The organism is Streptomyces sp. Rer75, from assembly GCF_013414305.1.
GTDB lineage: Bacteria > Actinomycetota > Actinomycetes > Streptomycetales > Streptomycetaceae > Streptomyces > Streptomyces himastatinicus.
Genome location: NZ_CP058693.1, coordinates 3,192,703 through 3,212,542, shown reverse-complemented (window position 1 = coordinate 3,212,542; position 19,840 = coordinate 3,192,703). Strand labels below are relative to the sequence as shown.

Genomic DNA, 19,840 nt, shown 5'->3' with positions numbered 1-19,840 from the left:
TATATGAGTACGGTGCACGCGCAACGGAACGAGGCACAGGGCAAGGTACGGGGGTGGCCATCGGCGGTCGGTCGTAGCTTCCGGGCCGCACTGACCATGGAACGCGTTCTCTCGGAGCCCGGCGCGATCGTACGGGCGGTCCTGGCGGTCATCGCCGCGGCGGTGTTCGGCGGGCTGACCGGCGATCCGCTGGCCTGGGTCATGATGTCCGTGGGCGCCTTCATCTGCGGCATCGGCACCCTGCTGGCGCCGGTCCGGCACCGGGCGGTGAACGCGTTCTGGCTCGGCGCGGGCTTCTCGCTCGCCGCCCTCGCCGGGGTCTGGCTGCACCAGGTCGGCTGGTACTTCCTGATCGCCCTCGCGGTCCTCGCGTACCTGGCCGGTCTGTGGCGGGCGCTGGGCGTGGCGCCCGGCATCCGCGCCTGCCTCGTCGTCATCGGCTGCATGATCACCGCCGATCTCGCCGCCACGGTCGAGGCGGGGCTGGTGATGGTGCGCTGGATGGCCACGGGCGCCGCCCTGACGCTCGCCGCCCAGCTGCTGCCCCCGTACGGGCGGCGCCACCCCGCGCAGCGCAAGGCGCTCGCCGCGCTCTACGCCTCGCTGGCGGCGTACGCGCGTACTGAGACCGAGGGGACCGTCGGCCACCCCGCCCCGGCGCCCTTCACCGCCGCCCGCAGGGCGCTCGATCTGCTGCCGCGCTTCGCCCGCCCCGGCGCGGCACCGCTCTACGGACTGCTCGTCGAGGCCGAACGCATCCGGCGCGCCCTGCTGCTCGCGGCCGACACCCCGAAGGCGCCCCACGCGGAGATCGCCGAAGCGCTCGACTCCGTGGCGCGCGCCCTGCGCAGCTCCCGCCGGGAGCCCCTCGCACCGCACGTCGGGCGGACGCTGGAGACCTGGCGCGGCCCGGTGGCCGAGGAGCTGCTGCCGTCACTGGACGAGGCCGGGCGGCTCGTCGCCCTCTGGGCCGACCGGGGGCAGCCCGGCGGCCCGGACCCCGTCCTGGCCCTGTTCCCCGCCGAACATCCCGCCCGCGCCGCCCTCCGGCGGCTGGGGTCGGCGGCGCGCCCCGGCGACCCGCTGTTCCCGCACGCCCTCCGCGTCGCCGTCGGCACCACGGCGGGCGAGGCGGCGGGCCGCGCCCTCGGCGACTTCTGGGGCCACGGCCTGCCCGGGCACGGCTTCTGGGCGGCGCTCACCACCATGCTGGTGCTGTTCCCCGACTACGGACACACCTTCGCCCGCGGCTGGGCCCGCCCCCTCGGCTCGATCCTCGGCGGCCTCGCCGCCTGGGCCGCCCTGCTGCCCGCCTGGTGGACGCCGGACCGGCTGGTCGTCGCCGCGGTGGTGCTCGCCGCGTGCGTCTTCCTCACCCTGCGCGTCGGCCAGTTGGTGCTGAACTTCTTCATCACCGCCTGGCTCGTCGTCCTCATCGCCCGCCTGGGCAAGGCCCCCGACCTCATCGCCTGGGGCCGTCCCGCGGACACCCTCCTCGGCGCGATGATCGGGCTCCTCGTCTTCCTCGTCCTCCCCACCTACCACCACGACCGGCTGTCCTCCCTGGTCGCCGCGTGGACGGACGTCCAGCGACGGCTGCTGAACGTGCTGGTCGGCGGGCTGACCGAGCCCGGCGTGGTGCGGTACGAGGACATCGACGCCCTGCGCTCCCGCAGCCGTCACACCCGCGAGCGCCTGGAAGCCGCGGTCGCCGCGCTCCGCCACGAACCGCGCGGCCACCGCGCCCGCTGGAACGCCGCCGAGATCGGTGCCGTCCAGCGCGCGATCGCGGACCTCAGCCGGTGCGCGTCACAGCTGTACACCGCGCAGCCGAGCCGCGAGGCCGACGCCGTGCCGGAAGCCGCCGAGATCGCGGCCCTCTTCGATACCCGGCTGACCGCCCTCGCGGACGCCCTCGACAGCGGCGCCCCGATCCCGGCCGCCACCGTACGGGCGTCCTTCGACGAGTCGGCCCGCCGCGGCGGCCTCACCGACCTCACCGATCACCGCTCCCCGGACGGCATCGCCCACGCCCGGGCCCGCGCCCTGACCCTCTGCCTGCGCACGGCCCTGGCCGTCGACACCTTCGCCACCGGGCTGTCCCTCAGGAGCCCTTCACCGGGTTGACGACCTGGCGAAAAAGCGAGCCCCGCCCGGGGGAGCCGGGCGGGGCGTGGTGTGGGGTACTGAGCGGTGGGGGACGCGTGTGGGGACGATGTGCGTGGGGACGTGGGTCGTGCGGCGTTACCGGTCAGGCGTCCGCGTCGATGCCCAGGGTGAGGGTGCCGCGATATCCGGCCGACGGGGTGCTGCCCAGCGCCGTCACGGCCATCAGCCCGGCGGCGGTGCCGCCGTTGCCGTAGATCCCGTCGGAGGAGAGCGGGGTGCGGGGGACGGTGTTGGTGGAGTACGGGGTCAGCTTGGCGACCCCCTGGGTGATCTTCTCGTCGAAGAAGAGCTGACCGGTGTGGATCTCGTTGCCGCCGGTGAACGAGCCGTCGGCGGTGAGGGTCACGCCCGTGTGCACCTTGATGTGGATGTGGATGCAGCGGCCGCGGTACCAGCCGGGGTAGATGCCCTTCAGCTTGGCCACGCCGTCGGTGCCGGTGAGCACGCCGCCGCGCAGGAACTTCCCGTTGTCCGGCTCGTCGTGGCCGTTGTTGCCGACGAAACCGGAGTACTCGCCGAGCGCGTCGCAGTACCAGATCTCCACGAGCGCCTTGTTGAGCGGTGCGCAGGTGTCCTTGTCGACGACGGGGAGGACCAGCTCCAGGGGTACGCCCTGCTTGTCCTCGCTGACGTCGGCCCGGACGAGGGCGTGGTCGAGGTAGTACGGGCCCTCGGTGAGCTGCTTGGTGAGGGTGCAGATCGCGTTGGCGGCGGGGACCGCGTCCGTGGCGCCGGTGGCGGCCGCCTCGGGGCGGGTGGCGGCCGTTCCGGCGCCGATTCCGATGGCCGCCGCGGCGGCGCTTCCGGCGATGAGTACTCTGCGTCGCCCGATGGGGGCGGGGGAGTCTGTCATGGGCATGGAAAGTAAGCCGGATTTCTGTGGGACGCCTGTCAGTTCGGCAAAGTCTCCGCGCGTCAACTCTTCTTATCGCCAACTCCCTTATGAGTCGGCGGTGTTGACACCACGAACAAGCGCTTACTAGCTTCTTCTGTGATGGCTGTCGTCTGCTGGGACGGTCCTGACCACACCGCGTCCGGGCAGCGCATTACGCCACCGTCAGAGCCGCACCTTTGACGATCTCCACCGGCCCCGGTGACCGACGTGCTTGCCGTGCGCTCCCGCAAGCGATTGCCCCTCCGGGTGGGGATCCTCCGACCGAGAGGGCTCCTTCATGAACTCCGCAGGTGACCACTTCACGACGGACACCACCACCGGACCCGGCACCGGCCACAACCGGCGGCGGCTGACGGCCATCGCCGCGGGCGTGGCCGCCACCCTCGCGCTCGGGGGCCTGTCCGCGGTCTCGGCGCAGGACGCGGACGCCGCCCCGCGCGTGGTGGGCGCAGCCGCCGCCGAGACCACCCCCATCGGCTTCGGGGCGGGCACCACCGGCGGCGGCAACGCCCCCGCCACCACCGTCACCACCCTCGCCGCCTTCCAGGCCGCCGTCGCCGGTGACAGCGCCAAGGTCGTCAAGGTGTCCGGTCTGCTCTCCCTCACCGGCCAGGTGGACATCGGCTCCAACACCACCGTGCTGGGCGTCGGTTCGGGCTCCGGATTCACGGGCGGGGGCCTGCGGCTGAAGGAGGCCACGAACGTCATCATCCGCAACCTCGCCATCAGCAAGCCGAGGAAGCCGTCCGACGGGGTGACGGTCCAGGAGTCCACCAGGGTGTGGATCGACCACAACACGTTCTCCGCCGACCGGGACCACGACAAGGACTATTACGACGGCCTGCTGGACATCAACCACGGCTCCGACAACATCACCGTCTCCTGGAACAAGTTCGCCGACCACTTCAAGGGCAGCCTGGTCGGGCACAGCGACAAGAACGCCAGTGAGGACACCGGACACCTCAAGGTGACCTACCACCACAACTGGTTCAGCAACGTCTACTCCCGCATCCCCAGCCTCCGCTTCGGCACCGGCCACTTCTACGACAACTACGTCCAGGGCGCGGACACCGCCGTCCACTCCCGGATGGGCGCGCAGATGCTGGTGGAGAACAACGTGTTCCGCGACACCAAGATCGCCGTGACGACCAGCCGGAGCAGCGACGTCGACGGCTACGCGGTGCTCCGCGGAAACGACCTGGGCGGCGGCGCCACCGAGATCTCCCAGGCCGGCACCTTCACCAAGCCGCCGTACGCGTACACGGCGGAACCGGCGTCGTCGGTGGTCGCCTCGGTGACCGCCCAAGCGGGCACCGGCAAGCTCTGACCTTCGCACCCCCCCCGAGAGGAACCCCCTTCGTGAGATTCATCGGACGCCTGGCCGTCGCGGCGGCCGCGGCCCTCGCCACCTGTGCGGGCACACTCGGCGCCACCACGCCCGCCGCGGCGGACACCAAAGCCGCCCCCGCCTCCGGCGCCGCCGTCCCCGCCTCCGGCTCGTTCAATGTCCTCACGTACAACGTGGCCGGACTTCCCGAGGGCCTGTCCTCCGGCCACCCCGAGAAGAACACCCCGCTGATCTCGCCCCGCCTGGGCGCGTACGACATCGTCAACGTCCAGGAGGACTTCAACTACCACGCCGCGCTCTACGCCGGTGACGACCACCCGTACCGCACCCCCACCAGCGGAGGCGCGGCCTTCGGCGACGGCCTCAACACCCTCTCCGACCTGCGTTACGACGACTTCGAGCGGGTCAAGTGGACCAAGTGCAACGGCACCGACTGCCTCACCCCCAAGGGCTTCTCCCTCGCCCGGGTGCGGCTCGCCGAAGGCGCGTACCTGGACCTCTACAACGTGCACACCAACGCGGGCACCACCGACGCCGACCTCGCCGCCCGCCGCGCCAACATCACCCAGCTCTCCGACTTCATCACCGCCAACTCGGCCGGAAACGCGGTGCTCGTCATGGGCGACACCAACACCCGCTACACCCGCGCCGCCGACAACATCCGCGACCTCGCCACCCGCAACGGCCTCACCGACGCCTGGGTGAACCTCGTCCGCGGCGGCTCGGCCCCGCCCGCCGGGTCCGACGCGCTCGTGTGCGACCCCGCGAACGTCACCAACGCCTGCGAGGTCGTCGACAAGGTCCTCTACCGCTCCGGCCCGCTCCTCTCCCTCACCGCCACCCGCTACAACAACGAGAACACCGACTTCCTCGACGCCGAGGGCAAGCCGCTGTCCGACCACTACCCCCACACCGTGGACTTCTCCTGGAAGGCGGCCGACACGCTCCGCGCCGGGGACCAGTTCGGCGGGCCGCACGGCACCGCCTTCAACGACGCCGACGACCTGCCCGCCACCCCCGCGCCCCGCACCCTCACCCTGCGCGGCGGCTCCCGTCTCGACGGCGTGTCCCTGACCCTGAACGGCGGCAAAACCCTTTCCCACGGCGGCAGCGGCGGCACCCCGGCCACCCTCACCCTCGGCTCCGGTGAACACCTCACCTCCGCCACCCTCAGCCGCGGCCAGAAGGACGGCCGCACCCGCCTCTTCTCCGCGGCCTTCACCACCGATAAGGGCCGCACCGTGTCGGCCGGAACCCCCACCTCCGACACCGCCACGTTCACCGCTCCCGACGGCTGGCAGATCGTGGGCTTCACCGGCCGCGCCGGCGACGAGATCGACAAGCTGGGCGTCATCTACGCGCCACGCTAGCCAAGTAGGCTTCCGCCCATGCGTGATCTTGGAGTGGGCATCGGCTATCTGGTGAAGGGCCAACGCTGGGTGGCCCAGCACGGCAGGTGGTGGGGGATCGGGATGATCCCGGCCCTCATCACCCTCGTCGGCTACGCGGCGGCCCTCGTCGTCCTCTTCTTCTGGACCGACGACGTCATCGCCTGGGCCACCCCCTTCGCCGACGACTGGTCCTCACCCTGGCTCGGCGTCTTCCGCGGCGCCCTCGCGATCCTCTTCGCCGCCGCCTGCCTCTTCCTCGCGGTGATCACGTTCACCGCGGTCACGCTCCTGGTAGGCCAGCCCTTCTACGAATCCCTCTCCGAGGAGGTCGACCGCTCCGAAGGCGGCGAGGTCCCCGAATCGGGCCTGTCGACCTGGCAGGAGGTGCGGATCGGCATCCGCGAGGCCATCGCCCTGCTCATCCGCGTCACCCTGTGGAGCGTGCTCTTCTTCGCGCTCGGCTTCATCCCGGTCGTCGGCCAGACCGTGATCCCCGCCCTCGCCCTCTGCGTGACCGGCTTCTTCCTCGCCGAGGAGCTGACCTCGGTCGCCCTGCTGCGCCGCGGCGTCCTGCTCAAGGAGCGCCGCCGCATGCTCCGCGGCCGCCGCCTCCTCACCGTCGGCTTCGGCCTTCCCCTCGCCGTGCTCTTCCTGCTCCCCCTGGTCTCGGTCTTCCTCATGCCGGGCGCCGTAGCGGGCGCGACCCTCCTCGTCCGCGACCTCACGGGAGAGGCCGACACCCCGCCCCAGGGCGACACCGCGGCGAACGCGCTGGGCGGGGCGTAACGGATCACCACGCCGCGTTCGAAGCGGGCCACCGCCCGGTCCGTGACGCCTCCGTCGTGGTGGCCCGCGACACGGACGGGCTGGTGGCGCTGCTGAGCGCCCACTTTCCCCGCCACGGTGGCGAGTACCTGTTCCTGCCGGGCCCCTGGCCCTGCTGCTGGCCGACCGGTGATGGCACGCCGGGCCGTCAGCGGGTCGCTACCACCGTGAGCACCGCGCGGACTTGGGCGGTGATGACCTCGCGGTTGTGGACGAAGTCCGGGTCGGTGATCTGACCGGTTGCCGGGTCGGTGTTGTCCGGGCCGAATTGCAGCACGGGGGTGTGGAGATGGCCGCCCGGGGCCTTCAGGCCGACGGCGTCGCGCAGCAGCGTGGCGCGGTAGGCGATCTCGTTGGAGAGGTAGTCGCCGCCACCGCCCGCGCGGGCCGTCGAGCCGGGGGTCGGGCCGTCGGGCCGGACCACCGGGGTGGTGGCGCCCGCCGGGATCTCGGTGACGGTGGTGTTGTCGTGCACGGGGAACGGCCCGGTGTGCGCGGCGACGATCGCGGCGTACGGGAGCGTGGTCGTCGTCCACTGGGGCTGCGGGGCGGGCGTGGGGACGCCGGGCGGGACGGGGACGGTCTCGGTGCGGGAGACGTTGGCGTTGTCGGGGTAGCCGCCGCGCCAGGCGCCGTTGGTGCGCTCGACGTCGAAGCGGCCCACCCGGCCCTGGCTTACGGTCATGAACGCGTCCACCCGGCGCGGGCCGGGGCGGAACACCGGCAGCAGGGTGCGCTCGACCGTGCCCTCGGCGAAGTCCGCCCAGCGGACGGGGAAGACGGCGGTTTCGACGCGGGCGGGGCCCTGGGGCGTACGGATCGTCGTGCCGTCCAGCGCGAGCGCCGCGGCCCCGGAGGGGTTGGAGCGGCGGACGTCGGCGTCCAGCTGGAACGGGTCGAAGCCGGTGACGACGATGCGCTTGGTGTGACGGCCCGCGGGGAGGTCGAGGGAGTCCTGGCCGCGGGAGCCGCGTTCCAAAGCGGTCAGCAGCTCGGCGCGGCGGGGCTCGCTCAGCGGGAAGTTCGGCCGCCACTCGCCGAGGGCGCGGGTCATGCCGAGCCGGGCCCAGTACAGCGGGCGGTCGTCGTCCCGGCTGAGGTCGCACCGGCGGGTCCCCGGCCCTGCGCCCGGGCCACCGCCCGGTGCCATAGCCGCCCGCCGTCCCGGCGTACGACGCGCTCGGCCTGCGCGGTGGACCGTACGTGCGCCAGATCCCGGGCGAAGTCCGGCGCCACGTCGTCGAAGCCGCTGCGGCGCAGGATCTCCTGGGGCGCGGCCTGGTCGAGGCGCCGCTCCTCCACGGTGGGGGTGTGGTCCCGGGCGGCCGCCGGGGTGGTCTGGGTCAGGGGGAGGGCGGCCAGGCTGAGGGCCAGGAGGGTGCGTATCGGTCGCATGCGGGGCCTCTCGGGAGGGGCGGAAACGACGAAACCTCCCGCTCCGCGCGGACGCGGGGCGGGAGGGAGCGGGAGAGCCGGGGCTCAGCGGGTCGAGAAGGAGTGCACCGTCGTGGAGCGGTAGGTGGCGCCGGGGCGGAGCACGGTGGTGGGGAAGGCGGGCTGGTTGGGGGAGTCCGGGAAGTGCTGGGTCTCCAGGCAGAAGCCGTCGCCCTGCCGGTAGACCTGGCCGGACGTTCCGGCGAAGGTGCCGGTCAGGAAGTTACCCGTGTAGAACTGCACGCCGGGCTCGGTCGTCGCGATCTTCATGACCCGGCCCGACTCCGGCTCGGTCACCGTCACGATGTGCTCGGGGCGGCGGGTGAGGCCCTTGTCGAGGGCGAAGTTGTGGTCGATGCCCTGCCCGTACAGCACCTGCTGGTGGGCCTCCCGGATGTCCCGGCCGATCTCCTTGGCGCGGCGGAAGTCGAACGGGGTCCCGGCGACCTTGGCCAGTTCGCCGGTTGGGATGAGGGTCTTGTCGACCGGGGTGTAGCGGGACGCGGCGATCTGGAGGCGGTGGTCGTAGATGGACCCCGAGCCCTCCCCGGCCAGGTTGTAGTAGGTGTGGTTGGTGAGGTTGACGACGGTGGCCTTGTCGGTGGTGGCCTCGTAGTCGATGCGGAAGTCGCCCGCCGCGGTCAGGGTGTAGTCGACGCGCACGGTGAGCGCGCCCGGGTAGCCCATCTCGCCGTCGGGGCTGACCCGGCGGAGGGTGAGGCCGACGTCGGCGCCCTTGCGGAAGGGGGCGACGGTCCAGACCCGCTTGTCGAAGCCCTTGTCGCCGCCGTGCAGGCTGTTGGGGCCGTCGTTGACGGGCAGCTGGTACTTCGTGCCGTCGAGGGTGAACGTACCGCGGGCGATGCGGTTGCCGTAGCGGCCGATGAGGGCGCCGAAGTACGGGCTGCTGGCGACGTACGAGTCCAGGTCGGCGAAGCCCAGCGACACGTTGGCCCGGCGGCCGTGGCGGTCGGGGATCTCCAGGGTCTGGACGACCCCTCCGTAGCTCAGCACACCCAGCCGGGTGCGGCCGTTCTCGATCGTCCAGCGGTCGACCTTCGTGCCGTCGGCCAGCGTGCCGAAGTGTTCCTTCACCGCGTGTTCCGTCACCGCGTGTCCCTCGCCCTTCCGGGTGGTGCCGGTGGTCGCGTACGCGGGGCCCGCGGCCGCCACTCCGGCGGCCGCCGCCGCGGCCGTGATCACCGTGCGTCTGCTCGTGGTCATGTGCGGCTCCATAGAAGTCGATGCGTCAGGGGGAGTGGGAGAGGCGGGCTACGAGCCGACCCGGCGCTTGTTCCAGACGTCGAAGCCGACGGCCGCCAGCAGGACCAGTCCCTTGATCACCTGCTGGTAGTCGGTGCCGATGCCCACCAGCGACATGCCGTTGTTGAGCACACCGAGCACCAGACCGCCGATGATGGCGCCCAGCACCGTGCCGACACCGCCACTGGCGGACGCGCCGCCGATGAACGCCGCGGCGATGGCCTCCAGTTCGAAGTTGAGGCCCGCGCTGGGGGTGGCGGAGCCGAGCCGGGCGGCGAAGACCATTCCGGCGAGCGCGGACAGCAGGCCCATGTTGACGAAGACCAGGAAGGTGACGCGCTTGTCCCGGACACCCGAGAGCTTGGCCGCGGGCTGGTTGCCGCCGAGCGCGTACACATGCCGCCCGATGACGGTGTTGCGCATCACGAAGCTGAAGATCACGAAGAGCACGGCCAGGATCAGCAGCCCGTACGGCGCGCCGTGCCAGCTGGACAGCGTCATGGTGAAGGCCATCACGGCGGCCACGATCGCGGCGCACTTGGTGAAGAACAGCCCGAGCGGGACCACCTCCAGCTCGTAGGCCGCGCGCTGCTGCCGGCCGCGCCACTCCTGCCAGACGACGGCCGCGCACACGATGAGGCCGAGCACCATCGTGGGGTTGTGGTACTGCGTGTACGGGCCCATCTCCGGGATGAAGCCGGTGCTCAGCTTCTCGAAGCCGTCGGGGAACGGCGACAGGGACTGCCCGTCGAGCAGGATCTGGGTGCCGCCGCGGAAGGCCAGCATTCCGGCGAGGGTGACGATGAAGGACGGAATCCCGATGTACGCGATCCAGAAGCCCTGCCAGGCCCCGGCCAGCGCGCCGATCAGCAGGCAGAGGACGACCGCGAGGCCCCAGGGCATGTCATGCTTGATCATCATCGCGCCGGCGGCCGCGCCGATGAAGGCGACGAGCGATCCGACCGACAGATCGATATGCCCCGCGATGATCACCATCATCATGCCGATGGCGAGAATGAGGATGTAGCCGTTCTGCTGCACCAGGCTGGTGACGTTCCCCGGACGCAGCAGGATGTTGTCCGACCAGATCTGGAAGATGACGATGATCAGGGCGAGCGCGACCAGCATCCCGTACTGCCGCATGTTGGTCCGCATGCCCTGGAGCAGCAGCGTCCCGAGGCTCTTGGAGCCCTCGGCCGGCGGTGGTGCCGGGCTCTCGGTCTTCTGGGTGGCCGTGCTCATCCTTCGTCTCCTCTGTCCCTTGTCATATGGCGCATCAGAACTTCCTGGGTCGCCTCGGCCCGGGGAACCTCCCCGGTCAGCCGACCGGCCGCCATCGTGTAGATCCGGTCGCACATCCCCAGCAGCTCGCCCAGCTCGGAGGAGATGAAGACGACGGCCTTGCCCTGCGCCGCCAGGTCGTTGATGACCGTGTAGATCTCGTACTTGGCCCCGACGTCGATCCCACGGGTGGGCTCGTCGAGGATGAGCACCTCGGGACCAGCGAAGATCCACTTGCTGAGGACGACCTTCTGCTGGTTGCCGCCGCTGAGCCGGCCGACCCGCTCGAAGACCGTCGGTGCCTTGATGTTCATGGTCTTGCGGAACCGCTCGGCGACCCGCGACTCCTCGTGCTCGTTGACCACGCCGCGGCGCGCCACCTTCGGGAGCGAGGAGAGCGAGACGTTGCGGCTGATGGTGTCCTCGAGGTTGAGGCCGTAGTGCTTGCGGTCCTCGGTGACGTACGCGATGCCGTGGTCGATGGCCTCCGGCACGGTACGGGTACGGACCTCCTGGCCGTCGCGGAGGACCCGGCCGCCCGCGTAGCGCCCGTACGTCCGGCCGAAGACGCTCATCGCCAGCTCGGTGCGGCCCGCGCCCATCAGCCCGGCGATGCCCACGATCTCGCCGCGCCGGACGTTCAGCGACACCCCGTCCACGACCTTGCGCTGCTGGTCGATGGGGTGGTGCACGGTCCAGTCCTCGATGGCCATGGCCACCTCGGCGGCGTCCTCCCCCTCGTACGGGGTGCGCTCGGGGAACCGGTGGTCGAGGTCGCGGCCGACCATGCCGCGGATGATGCGGTCCTCGGAGACCTCGGGGGCGGACTCGGGGGTCTCCCGGACCGACATGGTCTCGATGGACTGGCCGTCGCGCAGGATGGTGACGGAGTCGGCCACCCGGCGGATCTCGTTGAGCTTGTGCGAGATCAGGATGCAGGAGATGCCCTGCGCCTTGAACTCCAGGAGCAGATCGAGGAGTTTGCTGCTGTCCTCGTCGTTGAGCGCCGCGGTCGGCTCGTCCAGGATGAGCAGCTTCACCTCCTTGGAGAGCGCCTTGGCGATCTCCACGAGCTGCTGCTTGCCCACGCCGATGTCGGCGACCCGGGTCTGCGGCGAATCCGTCAGACCCACCCGCTTCAGCAGCGCGTTGGCGTGCTTGAGGGTTTCGTTCCAGCTGATCAGGCCGCGGGTGGCGTGTTCATTGCCGAGGAAGATGTTCTCGGCGATGGACAGGTACGGGATCAGCGCCAGTTCCTGGTGGATGATGACGATGCCGCGCTGCTCGCTCGCGCGGATGTCCTTGAAGGAGCAGGCCTCGCCGTCGAAGAGGATCTCGCCGTCGTAGGAGCCGTGCGGATGGACTCCGCTGACCACCTTCATCAGGGTCGACTTGCCCGCGCCGTTCTCCCCGCACAGGGCGTGGATCTCGCCCTCGCGCACGCGGAGATTGACATCGGAGAGCGCCTTCACACCGGGGAAGGTCTTGGTGATGGAGCGCAATTCGAGAATGGTGCTCATAGCTCGGATCCGCCCTACTTCAGCTGTGACGCGGTGTAGTAGCCCTCGTCCACCAGCACCTGGGTGTTGGACTTGTCGATGCTGACCGGCTTGAGCAGATAGGTCGGCACGACCTTCTCGCCGTTGTCGTACGACGTGGTGTCGTTCACCGGGGGCTTGCCGCCGGTCAGCTCCGCCTTGGCGATCTCCACGGTGGCCTTCGCCAGCTTGCGAAGGTCCTTGTAGATGGTCTGCGTCTGCTGTCCCCGGGCGATGGACTTCACGGAGGCGAGCTCCGCGTCCTGCCCCGTCACCACCGGGAACGGCTTGGCCTTCGTCCCGTAGCTGGCACTCTTGAGCGCCGAGAGGATGCCGATGGACATGCCGTCGTACGGCGAGAGCACGGCGTCGACATCGCTGCCGCTGTACGCCGCGTTGAGCAGGTCCTCCATGCGGTCCTGGGCGGCGCTTCCGCTCCACTTCTCGGTGTAGAGCTGGTTCAGCTTGGTCTGCTTGGAGCGGACGACCAGCTCGCCCTTGTCCATGTACGGCTTGAGCACGCTCATGGCGCCCTTGAAGAAGTACTGGGTGTTGTTGTCGTCCGACGACCCGGCGAACAGCTCGATGTTGAAGGGGCCCTTGCGGCCCTTGGCCAGCCCCAGCTTGTCGACGATGTACTGGCCCTGGAGCCTGCCGACCTTCTCGTTGTCGAAGGTCGCGTAGTAGTCGACATCCTTCGTGCCCAGGAGCAGCCGGTCGTAGGAGATCACCGGAATGTTGGCCTCTTTGGCCTGCTTCAGGACGTCGTTGAGCGCCCCGCCGTTGATCGGCGCGATCACCAGCAGCCGGTGCCCCTTGGTGATCATGTTTTCGAGCTGGGCCACCTGGGTGCGGACGTCGTCCTCGCCGAACTGCAAGTCGGTCTTGTAGCCCGCCGCCTTGAACTGCTTGGCCACGTTGCGGCCGTCGGTGATCCACCGCTCGGAGGACTTGGTCGGCATCGCGATGCCGATCGTCCCTCCCTTTTCCTTGCTCTTGTACCGACTGCCGCCGACCGCCTCCTGGCCACAGGCCGTGGCGGTCAGCGAGAGCGCGAGGAGGCCGGCGCCTATCGCCGCGACTCGTGCGCCTCTTACCGTACGCATGGTGATGGGGTCCTTCCCTGGGGCGTCATTGCTCAGGACTTCTGGGGTGCCGCGCCGGCGTCCGCGGTGGTGTCCGCGTCGGTGACGGGGAAGCGCCGCAGCGGCCCCGGCAGCCGGGAGCCCAGCGGCGACAGCCCGCCGTCCGCGCCCAGCCGGGCGAGCAGATCGAGCACGAGCCGGCCGCGGCGCACCCGCTCGCGCGCGCTGTTGAGCGCCACGTCCCGCAGTTGCGCGCCGTAGGGGTAGATCCCCGGAGACTTGCTGAGCCCGAACTTCAGATAGATGGGGGCGCCGCGGCGGATCAACTCGGCCGCGTCATAGAGCCGTACGTACCCCCCGAGGTCGTCCGGGGCCTCGATGTAGAAGTCCATCGGGGCGCGGGAGACCCGGCGGATCTCGGTGAGGTGTTCCAGCGTCAGGTCCGAGGGGATGTTGATCGAGTCGGCGCCCAGCCGCTCGTACACCGCGAACGAGGCCGGGTTGACCGGGCCGACCAGCGCGGACAGCTTGAAGGTGGTGTCCGCGGGCAGCTCACCGCGCGTCCGCAGCTGGTGCAGCAGCCACAGCACGCCCTCGTCGGCGACCAGCAGGCACTTCACGCCGAGCGAGGCGGCCCGCAGCGCGTCCTCCACGCATCCGGCGACCGCGTCGTGGCCGCGGGCCCGCAGGCCACCGCCGCCGGAGTCGGAACGGGTGGCGCCGCCGATGTCCCAGGTGCCGCGCGGCCCGGTGAACAGGCACAGCTCGGCGTTGCGCTCCGCGCAGGACTCCACCATCTCGGTGATCTCGGCGTCGGTGAGCATCCACACGCCGCTGCCCTGGCTGATCCGGTGGATCGGTACGTCGAGCCGCCCGGCCTCCTTGAACACGGTGGCCAGCGCCTCCGGGCCCTCGACGGACGGGATCTCGGTGCGCCAGGTGCCGCCGTCGGGGAAGGAGTGCGCGGAGGCGTCGGCGGGGTCGGGCGCGGGCGCCGCGTGGCCGAGCGGGGCGAGGGCGGCGTCGGCGGGACGGCGGGGGCCGGAGGGAAGGGCTGAGGCGGCGGTCGTCACGGTGCTCCTTGTATCGCCGTAAGGACTAGGTGAAGCCCTCGAATGTTGAGGATTGTCGGGGCCGGGGGCGCGGAAGACGGCCCCCGGCGGGGATACGGGAGGGGTCAGGCGGGCCGCAGCAGCACCTTGCCCACCTTCGGATCGCCGCTCCCCACCAGCTCGATGGCGGTGGCGAAGTCGATGAGCGGCAGTTCGTGCGTCACCAGCGGCAGCAGCGTCAGCAGGCCCGCGTCGAAGACCCGCACCGCGTGCGCCCACGCGTCCGGCGCGGCCCCGAACACGGTCTGCACCTCGATCTGCCGGACGACCAGGTCGGTCGGGTCGAGCCCGTCCGCCGTGCCCGCCGCCGGGATCCCGGTGAGCACCAGCCGGCCGCCGCGCCGCAGCAGGTCCGCGGAGGTACGGGCGGCGGGGGCGGACCCGGCGGTCTCGATGACGATGTCGAAGCCGCCCCGGACGTCCTCCAGCCGGTCGTTCGTCACGAACGACGTGGCGCCGAAGGACAGCGACAGCCGCTCCCGGTCCGGCCGGGTCCCGACCACCAGCAGCTCGGCGGGGGAGACGGCGGCCAGGAACTGCACGGCGATCATGCCGAGCGTCCCGGTGCCCACCACCGCGACCCGCTGCCCGGGCTGCGCGTTCGCCTTGAGCGCGGCGGCGGCGATGCACGCGGCGGGCTCCAGCAAAGCCGCCGCGGTCAGATCGGCGTCGTCGGACAGCGGGTGCAGCAGCCGGGCGGGCAGGGTCAGGGTGGTGGCCATCGCACCCGGCTGGGTGAAGCCGGTCTCCTCGTACCCCGCCGTGCACAGCGTGGTCTCCCCGGCGTGACAGCGGTCGCACACCTGGCAGTTGCGGAACCCCTCGCCGACGACCTTGCGGCCGACGAGCGCTTCGGGGACGCCCGCGCCGACCGCCTCGACCGTCCCGGACCACTCATGGCCGGGGGTGACGGGATACCGCACGTACCCCTCGGGCCGGTTGCCCTCGTACACCTCGCGGTCGCTGCCGCAGATCCCCGACGCGTGGACCCGCACCAGCGCGTCCCCGGGCCCGGGCGCGACCGGGGCGGTCTCGGCGAGGTGGAACGCGCCGGGGGCGTCGAGGACGAGCGCGGTCACTGCTGCCCGCCCTTCGGGTCCCGCTTCTCCCAGCCCTCGGCCCACAGGTCGAAACGGGCCTGCTGCTGGGGGAATTCGGCGGCCGCGTCGGTGTCCAGCTCCACGCCGAGGCCCGGCTCGTGGGACAGCTCGAAGTAGCCGTCCACGACCTGCGGCGCGCCCTTGACCACCTTCTTGATCTCCGCGTCGGCGAAGTCGTTGAAGTGCTCCAGGATCTTGAAGTTCGGGGTGCAGCCCGCGACCTGGAGCGACGCGGCGGTCAGCACCGAGCCGCCGACGTTGTGCGGCGCGATCAGTACGTAGTGGGTCTCGGCGGTCGCGGCGAGCTTACGCGTCTCGGAGATGCCGCCGAGGTGGCCGACGTCCGGCTGGATGATGTCGGCGGCCTGCGACTCGAACAGCTCGCGGAACTCGATCCGGTCGTGGATGCGCTCGCCCGTCGCGATCGGCAGGTTCGTCTTCTCCGCGACCTTCGCCAGCGCCTTCAGGTTCTCCGGCGGCACCGGCTCCTCCAGCCACGACGGCCGGAACCGCTCCAGCTCGCCCGCGATCCGCACGGCGGTCGACGGGCTGAACCGCCCGTGCATCTCCACCAGCAGCTCCGCGTCCGGCCCGATCGCGTCCCGCACCGCCTCGACCAGCGAGATCGAGTGCAGCGTCTCGGCGTGGTCCAGCTCGAAGTGGCCGGTGCCGAACGGGTCCAGCTTCAGGGCCCGGTAGCCGCGCTCGACCACCGTGGTGGCCGCCTTGTGGAACGCCTCGGGGGTGCGCTCGACCGTGTACCAGCCGTTCGCGTACGCCTTGACCTTGTCGGTCACCTTGCCGCCGAGCAGCTGCCAGACCGGCACGCCGAGCGCCTTGCCCTTGATGTCCCAGCAGGCCATCTCCACACAGGCGATGCCGGACATCACGATCTCGCCCGCGCGGCCGTAGTCGCCGTATTTCATCCGGCGCACCAGGTCCTCCACCGCGAACGGGTCCGACCCGGCGATGTGGTTCTTCTCGGCCTCGTGGAGATAGCCGAGGAGCGCATCGGTGTGGCCGAGCATGCGGGTCTCGCCGACGCCGGTGATGCCCTCATCGGTGTGGACCTGCACGTAGGTGAGATTGCGCCAGGGGGTGCCGACGACATGCGTGCTGATTCCGGTGATGCGCAAGGCTATGACCCTTCGCGATGTTCGATATTTCGTCACACGTTCGAAATCTTGGCGTGACGGTAATCACCGGGCGTCAGAGGTGTCAATGGTCCTGCGTCGAATGGTTATCGAAACGACTGCCGGGGCGGCGTCAACGGCGTGCACGATGCCCGTCACCCCCAGACCTCCCTGCCTCGGGCCATTCGGTGGACGCGGTCGTGTCGGTGCGGCGGCCGCGTACCGCCGGGCGGCAGGCTGCGCCGCTGACGGTGAAGGATCTTTCGAGAGAGGCGGTCAGATGAAGAGAGTACTGCGAACGGTCGTGCTGGGCGCGTGCGTTGCCTCAGCCGTCGCCTTCGGCGGCATCTACCCGGACAGGGGTGGCGACGCCACCCACACCACCCGGGCGCAGCAGGGCCCGGACCTGGGCGAGGTGTTCCGCGCCACCATCCGGGGCGGTTCGACCCAGAACAACGAGTGCGACGTCAGGTCCGCGGGGCTGGGATCCGCCACGGGCGAGAGCGGCGGCGGCAGCGGCAGCGGGGCCCCGATGCCCTTCCAAGGGAGCACCGGGTCGGACCATCAGTGCCGCAACACCCGCGGATAGCGGCATCCGTAACCGGTCGAGGTGAGCAGGAGCATCGTGGAACAGCCCACCAAGGCCCGTGCCGGGCGACCCGAGGGCGACGACGCCGGGCGGCATGCGACCGCCCGGGTGTGCGCGCCCCGGGCGCCCGTCCTGGAGGAACCGGGCGAGCCCGGACCGGCCTGGCCCCTCCCGTCCCTCGCCCTGCTGGCGGTGACCGCCGTCGTGCTGCTCGGCGCGGCGCTCTGGCACCTGGCCTTGGTGTTCCTGAGCATCGCGCCGCCAAGTCCGGTGCAGCGGAGGTACGCACACGCCATCGAGGCGCACGTGAATCCCGAATTCATCCAGGACTGGCAGCTGTTCGCGCCCCAGCCGCTCCAGGCGAACGTCCGCGTCGAAGCCCGGGTGCGGACCGCGGAGGGTTCCGGGGCGCGCCGTACGGGACGGTGGACGAGCCTCACGGCCCAGGACATCGCGGGCGTGCGGCACAGCCCGCTGCCGAGCCACGCGCACCAGAACCTGCTGCGCCGCGCCTGGGGCCTCTACCGGGACACCCACGACCAGCGGGAGGCGCCGACCGGCGCACGGGGCGTGCTGGCCGCCGAGTACCTCAAGCGGATCGCCCTGGGCCGCCTCGCGCATGACGCGCACGGCGCACGGATCACCGCACTCCAGGTGCGCAGCCGGGCCGTTCCCGTACCGCCCCCGCACTGGAGCGACCGCGCGCCCGTGCGGAACACCCCGCACCGCACCTTGCCCTGGTGGCCGGTGACGGACGACGACCACAGGGGACTGTGACGTGAACCGACTGGCCCCACGGCTGGCTCTGCTGGACCGGCTGACCCGGCTGATCACCTTCGCAAGCCGCCCCCACGCCTCGTACCAGGCCGCCCTGTTCCGCATCGGGCTCGGCGGCATCGCGGCCGCCTTCCTGCTCCGGGAGTGGCCGCACCGGCGGCTGCTGTACGGAGACCGCAGCCCCTGGTCGCCCGAGATGGCGGCCCAGGTCGTCGAGGAGGAGCACCGGTTCAGCGTGCTGCTGTGGTCCGGCGGCCACTGGTGGTTCGAACTCGTCTACCACGGCGCGATCGTGGCGTCCGTCCTGCTGATGCTGGGCTGGCGCACCCGGGCGACCTCGGTGGTGTTCCTGGTGGCCGTGCTCTCCATCGAGAGCCGGAACATCTATCTGGGCGACGCCGGGGACAACGCGATGCAGGTGATGGCCCTGTATCTGGCGTTCACCCGCTGCGGCGCGGTCTGGTCGCTCGACGCGCGCCGCCGCGCCCGGGCCCGGCGGCAGGGCAAGCCGGTGGACGACCGGGCCGGGGTGGCGATGTGGCAGGCGCTCGGGGTGCTGCTCCTGTGGGTGTCCGACGGCTTCCCGCACACCGCGTGGGCGGCGGTCCTGTGGACGTTCTGGGCGGCCCACGGCCTGTGGTACGCGGCGCACCGGTGGTCCCGGGGGCACCAGGCGCGCGAGCTGCTCGACGCGGTCACGGCGATGCTGCACAACTGCGCCATGCTGGTGATCGCGGTCCAGGTGTGCCTCATCTACGCGACGGCGGGCTGGTACAAGATCCAGGGAGCCTTGTGGCAGGAGGGCAGCGGGCTGCACTACGCCCTGCACCTCGACTACTTCATGCCGTGGCCCGCCCTCGGCGGGCTGATCGCCCACAGCATGCTCGCGGTCTATCTGCTGAGCTACGGGACGGTCATCGTGCAGGCGGCCTTCCCCTTCCTGATCGGCTACCGGCGGCTCAAGAACGTCCTGCTCGCGGCGATGATGCTGGAGCATCTGGCGATCGCCGTCGTCCTCGGCATCCCCTTCCTGTCCGCCATGATGATCGTCTCGGACGCGGTCTTCCTGCCCACGTCCTTCCTGCTCCTGCTGGGCACGCACTGCACCCGGTGGGCCCGGCGGATGGCCGGGGCGGCGGTCAACCGGCCGTCGCGGAAGCACCCGCCCAGCGGTATCGGACACGCCGCACGGGGGTGAGGTTCCCGCGGGCCGCCCCACGCGCCCGATAGCTGTACAGGGACTTCGTCCCCCACAGGGAATCCGCCCCCGCTCACGGAGGTACGCACCCCATGCGCAACCGTCGCCGCTTCCTCGGTGCCGTCACCGGCCTGCTCATCGCCGCTCCCCTCACCCCCGCCGCCCACGCGGCCCCGGCCCCCGCCCCCGCTCCCGCCCCCGGGTCCGCCGCCCCCGCCGGGATCCCCGGGATGCCGTCGATGGGGCGGCAGAGCCTGCCGCTGCCGTGGGGCAACAACGTCACCGTGAACCGCGTCGGCTACGTGAGCAGCGACGGCACCGTCGCCCTGTCGGGCACGTACCGCTGTCTGCGGGACGGAGCGGCCATCCCGCGCGCCGACATCCTCATCACGCTCACCCAGGGCCAGGTGCGGTACGGGATCGGGGGCGGCTCGGCGCTCTGCGACGGCCTGACCCACTCCTGGTCGGTGCAGGACGGCCCGGGCGTGCGCTTCGTGCCGGGCCCGGCGCTCGTGGAGAGCAGCCTGCTGAGGTTCGAGGCCGGCCAGCAGCTCGTTCCGCTTCCGCGGACCGCGGCCGTGGGGGAGCGCGCGATCACCCTGGAGGCGCGCGAGTTGTGAGACCCGCCCCCCGTCGCCGCGCATGAGCCCCTCCCCCACGGGGGATATCCCTTCTTTCCACCGCCTCTGTTCAGGGGCGGGC

The 19,840-nt window shown here is 71.2% G+C and carries 16 protein-coding genes and 1 pseudogene; 8 read left to right on the top strand and 9 right to left on the bottom strand.

Annotated features, from left to right (window positions below):
• Nucleotides 1-3: 3 nt before the first annotated feature.
• Nucleotides 4-2,127, top strand: coding sequence for an FUSC family protein (locus HYQ63_RS13605; RefSeq protein WP_179934063.1), 2,124 nt, complete (start codon nt 4-6; stop codon nt 2,125-2,127).
• Nucleotides 2,128-2,251: 124 nt separating this feature from the next.
• Here the strand turns inward: HYQ63_RS13605 and HYQ63_RS13600 are convergent, their stop codons facing one another.
• Nucleotides 2,252-3,022, bottom strand: a complete 771-nt coding sequence (locus HYQ63_RS13600; protein ID WP_257231826.1) for an intradiol ring-cleavage dioxygenase — start codon at nt 3,020-3,022, stop codon at nt 2,252-2,254.
• 319 nt (nt 3,023-3,341) lie between these two features.
• Between HYQ63_RS13600 and HYQ63_RS13595 the strand changes: the two genes are divergently transcribed.
• From HYQ63_RS13595 to HYQ63_RS13585, 3 genes are read left to right on the top strand one after another with little or no spacing between them, the layout of a single operon-like run.
• Nucleotides 3,342-4,391 (top strand): polysaccharide lyase family 1 protein, encoded by a 1,050-nt coding sequence (locus tag HYQ63_RS13595; protein ID WP_179934061.1) that lies wholly within the window; start codon nt 3,342-3,344, stop codon nt 4,389-4,391.
• 32 nt (nt 4,392-4,423) lie between these two features.
• A complete protein-coding gene (locus tag HYQ63_RS13590; protein WP_179934060.1) occupies nt 4,424-5,782 on the top strand; it encodes a jacalin-like lectin in 1,359 nt (452 codons plus the stop codon).
• Between the two features lie 18 nt (nt 5,783-5,800).
• On the top strand, nt 5,801-6,589 hold the full coding sequence (locus HYQ63_RS13585; RefSeq protein ID WP_179934059.1) for an EI24 domain-containing protein: 789 nt from the start codon (nt 5,801-5,803) through the stop codon (nt 6,587-6,589).
• Nucleotides 6,590-6,776: 187 nt separating this feature from the next.
• Here the strand turns inward: HYQ63_RS13585 and HYQ63_RS13580 are convergent.
• The 8 genes and pseudogenes from HYQ63_RS13580 to HYQ63_RS13545 form a co-directional block, all read right to left on the bottom strand.
• Nucleotides 6,777-8,023 (bottom strand): annotated as a pseudogene (locus HYQ63_RS13580) (pyroglutamyl peptidase).
• Between the two features lie 84 nt (nt 8,024-8,107).
• Entirely contained in the window at nt 8,108-9,286 is a 1,179-nt protein-coding gene (locus tag HYQ63_RS13575) for an aldose epimerase family protein (protein WP_179934058.1), read from the bottom strand.
• A gap of 48 nt (nt 9,287-9,334) precedes the next feature.
• Nucleotides 9,335-10,567, bottom strand: a complete 1,233-nt coding sequence (gene mmsB, locus HYQ63_RS13570) for a multiple monosaccharide ABC transporter permease (protein WP_179934057.1) — start codon at nt 10,565-10,567, stop codon at nt 9,335-9,337.
• The gene (gene mmsA, locus HYQ63_RS13565) at nt 10,564-12,126 is read right to left on the bottom strand and encodes a multiple monosaccharide ABC transporter ATP-binding protein (RefSeq protein WP_179934056.1); all 1,563 of its coding nucleotides are present in this window, start codon (nt 12,124-12,126) and stop codon (nt 10,564-10,566) included. Before mmsA ends, mmsB begins: the two co-directional genes overlap by 4 nt.
• Nucleotides 12,127-12,140: 14 nt before the next feature.
• Nucleotides 12,141-13,250: a multiple monosaccharide ABC transporter substrate-binding protein gene (gene chvE, locus HYQ63_RS13560; protein WP_179934055.1), complete on the bottom strand. Its 1,110-nt coding sequence runs from the start codon at nt 13,248-13,250 to the stop codon at nt 12,141-12,143.
• A 32-nt stretch (nt 13,251-13,282) separates the two neighbouring features.
• The gene (locus HYQ63_RS13555) at nt 13,283-14,302 is read right to left on the bottom strand and encodes a hypothetical protein (RefSeq protein WP_179934054.1); all 1,020 of its coding nucleotides are present in this window, start codon (nt 14,300-14,302) and stop codon (nt 13,283-13,285) included.
• Nucleotides 14,303-14,406: 104 nt separating this feature from the next.
• Nucleotides 14,407-15,420: a zinc-binding dehydrogenase gene (locus HYQ63_RS13550; RefSeq protein WP_179934053.1), complete on the bottom strand. Its 1,014-nt coding sequence runs from the start codon at nt 15,418-15,420 to the stop codon at nt 14,407-14,409.
• Entirely contained in the window at nt 15,417-16,577 is a 1,161-nt protein-coding gene (locus HYQ63_RS13545; RefSeq protein ID WP_179934052.1) for a mandelate racemase/muconate lactonizing enzyme family protein, read from the bottom strand. The genes HYQ63_RS13550 and HYQ63_RS13545 overlap by 4 nt, the downstream gene beginning before the upstream one ends.
• 277 nt (nt 16,578-16,854) lie before the next feature.
• Here HYQ63_RS13545 and HYQ63_RS13540 point away from each other — a divergent pair, with 277 nt between their 5' ends.
• The 4 genes from HYQ63_RS13540 (at nt 16,855) to HYQ63_RS13525 (ending at nt 19,758) form a co-directional block, all read left to right on the top strand.
• Nucleotides 16,855-17,163, top strand: a complete 309-nt coding sequence (locus HYQ63_RS13540) for a hypothetical protein (protein WP_179934051.1) — start codon at nt 16,855-16,857, stop codon at nt 17,161-17,163.
• 36 nt (nt 17,164-17,199) lie between these two features.
• The gene (locus tag HYQ63_RS13535) at nt 17,200-17,940 is read left to right on the top strand and encodes a DUF5819 family protein (RefSeq protein ID WP_179934050.1); all 741 of its coding nucleotides are present in this window, start codon (nt 17,200-17,202) and stop codon (nt 17,938-17,940) included.
• Between the two features lies 1 nt (nt 17,941).
• Nucleotides 17,942-19,138, top strand: a complete 1,197-nt coding sequence (locus HYQ63_RS13530; protein ID WP_179934049.1) for an HTTM domain-containing protein — start codon at nt 17,942-17,944, stop codon at nt 19,136-19,138.
• Between the two features lie 92 nt (nt 19,139-19,230).
• Nucleotides 19,231-19,758, top strand: coding sequence for a DUF6299 family protein (locus HYQ63_RS13525; protein ID WP_179934048.1), 528 nt, complete (start codon nt 19,231-19,233; stop codon nt 19,756-19,758).
• The last annotated feature ends 82 nt before the right edge of the window (nt 19,759-19,840 follow it).

Bases quoted from the DNA above. Each gene is read 5' to 3' on its own strand.
- HYQ63_RS13605 (WP_179934063.1), top strand. From the start codon at position 4: ATGAGTACGGTGCACGCGCAACGGAACGAGGCACAGGGCAAGGTACGG.
- HYQ63_RS13600 (WP_257231826.1), bottom strand. From the start codon at position 3,022: ATGACAGACTCCCCCGCCCCCATCGGGCGACGCAGAGTACTCATCGCC.
- HYQ63_RS13595 (WP_179934061.1), top strand. From the start codon at position 3,342: ATGAACTCCGCAGGTGACCACTTCACGACGGACACCACCACCGGACCC.
- HYQ63_RS13585 (WP_179934059.1), top strand. From the start codon at position 5,801: ATGCGTGATCTTGGAGTGGGCATCGGCTATCTGGTGAAGGGCCAACGC.
- HYQ63_RS13575 (WP_179934058.1), bottom strand. From the start codon at position 9,286: ATGACCACGAGCAGACGCACGGTGATCACGGCCGCGGCGGCGGCCGCC.
- mmsB (WP_179934057.1), bottom strand. From the start codon at position 10,567: ATGAGCACGGCCACCCAGAAGACCGAGAGCCCGGCACCACCGCCGGCC.
- mmsA (WP_179934056.1), bottom strand. From the start codon at position 12,126: ATGAGCACCATTCTCGAATTGCGCTCCATCACCAAGACCTTCCCCGGT.
- chvE (WP_179934055.1), bottom strand. From the start codon at position 13,250: ATGCGTACGGTAAGAGGCGCACGAGTCGCGGCGATAGGCGCCGGCCTC.
- HYQ63_RS13540 (WP_179934051.1), top strand. From the start codon at position 16,855: ATGAAGAGAGTACTGCGAACGGTCGTGCTGGGCGCGTGCGTTGCCTCA.
- HYQ63_RS13525 (WP_179934048.1), top strand. From the start codon at position 19,231: ATGCGCAACCGTCGCCGCTTCCTCGGTGCCGTCACCGGCCTGCTCATC.